General features: G+C 56.0%; 4 protein-coding genes. All 4 read left to right on the top strand.

Features of this window, described 5'->3' with window-relative positions:
* On the top strand, nt 1-370 hold a 370-nt coding region (locus tag GXX82_15365), incomplete at its 5' end, for an ankyrin repeat domain-containing protein (GenBank protein ID NLT24419.1).
* A 3-nt stretch (nt 371-373) separates the two neighbouring features.
* Complete coding sequence (locus tag GXX82_15360) at nt 374-841, top strand: ankyrin repeat domain-containing protein (protein NLT24418.1); 468 nt, start codon at nt 374-376, stop codon at nt 839-841.
* Nucleotides 841-1,650, top strand: coding sequence for a hypothetical protein (locus tag GXX82_15355; GenBank protein NLT24417.1), 810 nt, complete (start codon nt 841-843; stop codon nt 1,648-1,650). Before GXX82_15360 ends, GXX82_15355 begins: the two co-directional genes overlap by 1 nt.
* Nucleotides 1,647-2,372: an ankyrin repeat domain-containing protein gene (locus tag GXX82_15350; protein ID NLT24416.1), complete on the top strand. Its 726-nt coding sequence runs from the start codon at nt 1,647-1,649 to the stop codon at nt 2,370-2,372. Before GXX82_15355 ends, GXX82_15350 begins: the two co-directional genes overlap by 4 nt.
* Nucleotides 2,373-2,627: the final 255 nt, after the last annotated feature.

Below are 2,627 nucleotides of genomic sequence, written 5' to 3'. Positions count from 1 at the left end.
CGGCGAGGATGTGAACCAGTGGGATGAGATCCAAGGGGAAACGCCTCTCCATTGTGCCTCTCGTTTGAGAAAACCTGAGGCTGTCGGTTTGTTGCTCGATGCCGGGGCAGACATTAACGGGCTAAATCAAGATGAAGAAACTCCCCTCCATGTGGCGTGTACCCGGGGGTATACGGCCATCGTCCGCCTCCTCCTCGACCGCGGGGCGGACGTGAATATCAGGGATGCACTTGAGGAGACAGCTCTTGATAAGATATTGCGGTGGCCGATAGAACAGCCTTCCCGTGAAGAGATCCTCGATCTCTTCCGCCAGTACGCCCCGGAGCAGGTGATGGAGGCGTACTGCGCGCCAGGGTTGAGGATAGGCTAGAAGATGGCAGAAGACAGCATCATCCCCATTGGCATAGACATTATTACAGCCTCCAAAGAGGGTAACCCGGAGATCGTTCAAAGGCTCATAGAAGCTGGTTTGGACGTCAACGACCGTGACACAGGCGGTTACACCCCCCTCCATTGGGCATGCCAGTTTCGTTTTGTGGAAGTTGTCCGGCTCTTGCTGAAAGCCGGGGCGGACGTGAATGTGAAGAACACTGACAGAACGGGATATCAGACTCCCCTCCACCTGGCTTGTCTCTTCCAGAACGCGCAGATAGTCCGCCTCCTCCTCGATGCCGGGGCGGATCCGTGTGCGCGAAACGAGGGAGAGTGGACCGCATTGGATTACGTGAGAAAATTTACGCTGGCAACTAACCCCATGCGTGAAGAGATCCTCGATCTCTTCCGACAGTACGCCCCGGAGGTGGTGATGGAGGCGTACTGCTCACCGGGCCCGGGAGCATAATGAAGAAGAAGGGAACTGAATACCAGGAGAGGATGGCGGTGCATCTTTTCCCGGCCTTCATGTATGCCGTGAAGGATGGGGATGAAGCAAGTATCAGGTCGCTGGTGGCGGCGGGAGCGGATGTGAACCTGGGGGAGCGTTCAAGGTTCCCATTGCGCGAGGCCTGCGTACGTAACCGCCCTCACATCGTCCGGCTCCTCCTGGAGCTGGGAGCGGACGTGAACTCGACCTCACTTGAAGGCACCACCGCGCTTCATTGGGTCTGCCATGCCGGTAATCTTCATGTTGCCCGTATCCTCATCGACCACGGCGCGGACGTGGAGGCGCGAAACCCGCAGATGTCGACCCCTTTGCACCATCTCTGCACAAACACCGGCGTACAGGAACAGGTGAAGGAAGACAGAAGGGGGCTCGCCACGCTTTTGATCGAGAAAGGCGCCGATGTGAACGCCCGGGACAGAAATAGTGTGACGCCTCTCCATCTTGCAAGCGGCAACTTTACCGCAAAGGATGCGGGTGATCTCGTACGCTTCCTCCTGGAACACGGCGCGGATGTGAACGCGAGGGACAAGGACGGGCGGTTTCCGCTACATTGGGCAATGACGAACTATCTGCCTTTGACATGCAAAATCCTGCTTGATGCCGGAGCTGACCCTAATGTCCGGGCCGGTGGTGGCGGCATAACCCCGCTTGAACAAGCGATAGCCCTTCCTGATTCCAACCCGGTCCGTGAGCAGCTCCTCGATCTCTTCCGCCAGTACGCCCCGGAGCAGGTGATGGAGGTGTGGTGCCGGAGACCACAGCCATGAGGGAATCCAGGGCGAATAGGAATAGGAGGGCCAATGTGATGAAACGAAATCCGCGAAAACAGACATTGCTCTCTGCCGCAAGAAATAATGATATTGAGACCGTCCGGCTCCTCCTGGAGCACGGCGCGGATGCCAACGGCGAAGAGTTTTCAGAGGAGACGCCGATCCATGAGGCGGTCAAATGCGGCAATATCGACCTTGTCCGCCTTCTCCTCGACCACGGCGCCGATGTGAACGCGAGGAATGCATGTGATGAAACACCTTTGCATGCTGCAGCATGGTCGCGCAATCTCAAAATGGTCAAGCTATTGCTCCTCGAAGCGGGTGCGGATCCCAGTAACAGGGATCACGGCGATCTCACCGCCTTTGACGTGTCGTGCATCAATCAACATGAGAAGGACGGAGACGATGGCGGAATAGCGGACTTTCTTTTCCAATATGGTCAGGAGAACCCGGTGGCATGGGAATCCGAGCGATATTATTCTATCCACAAAGCCTGTGAACTGCACCATGTCGCCACAGTGCGTTTTCTCATCGACCGGGGGGTTGATCTAACGGCACGCGACAACCGAGGCCTCACGGCTATTGAGAGACTGGACACAAGACATGGCGGTAACCAGAAGACGAGGGAGCAGATCCTCGATCTCTTCCGGGAACATGCACCGGAGCTCTTCATGGAAGTATACTGCATGGGATCCGGTACTCGTGCGGTGGGCATGTAGGGAACCATAATAAAAGACCCACCGGATTTCGCTTTCCCCGGACAAGGTGAAGGACCAAAGATGCGGGGGAAGAGGCGCGGCGGGTATGTTATTGTTGTATAGCATACTTCATTTCTGAAGTAAAGGAGACAGCCATAAACAGCCAGGATTGGTTCAAAGCAAAACTTGACCTTTTCAAGGACGACCCGGAGTTCCGGATGGAAGAGGTAATCCTCGATATTACAGAACACGTTACTGCCACCATGAGAGATCTCG

The sequence above is a fragment of the Syntrophorhabdus sp. genome, from assembly GCA_012719415.1.
Lineage (GTDB): Bacteria > Desulfobacterota > Syntrophorhabdia > Syntrophorhabdales > Syntrophorhabdaceae > Delta-02.
Note: the sequence above shows the minus strand (reverse complement) of the source record. Positions and strands in the feature narration are given on the sequence as shown.